Source organism: Micromonospora sp. LOL_023 (assembly GCF_048060115.1).
In the GTDB taxonomy this organism is placed as follows: Bacteria; Actinomycetota; Actinomycetes; order Mycobacteriales; family Micromonosporaceae; genus Micromonospora_E.
Map to the genome: position 1 here is coordinate 1 of NZ_JBHMIM010000207.1, position 379 is coordinate 379.

A 379-nucleotide genomic window follows, 5' to 3' on the forward strand; every position below is an offset into this window, starting at 1 on the left:
TGTCCAGGTCGGGTACCGTCGCGGTCGCGCTGCCATAGATGTTGGTGGGCGACTCGGAAACGCTGTCAAAGTACGGGACGCTCTCGCCAATCAGCCTGGTATCGGCAGGCCAGGTGACATCGCCGGCAGCCGTGAGGTCACCGGCGGTGCCGTCGATATTCTGCAAGCCCCTGTTGTCGATGGTGTCCATCGGCCAGTGACCTATTGGCGACGACGGCGAACCGACCAGGAATTGATAACGGGATGTCGGGCTGGGCGTGCCTGCGGTGTCACGGCTGAAGACATGCAGCACGTTGTACCCGTGCCGGGGCGGGGTGAGCGTGACCGTCCGTGAGGCCCCAGGTGCCACCGTCACCTGGTTACCGGGTGGGTTGCTCCA

The 379-nt window shown here is 64.4% G+C and carries 1 protein-coding gene; it reads right to left on the reverse strand.

The window, feature by feature from the left end; genetic code table 11:
• The coding region (locus ACFHVL_RS31495) for a hypothetical protein (protein ID WP_416632268.1) at nucleotides 1–190 on the reverse strand (190 nt) is incomplete at its 3' end.
• Between the last annotated feature and the right edge of the window lie 189 nt (nucleotides 191–379).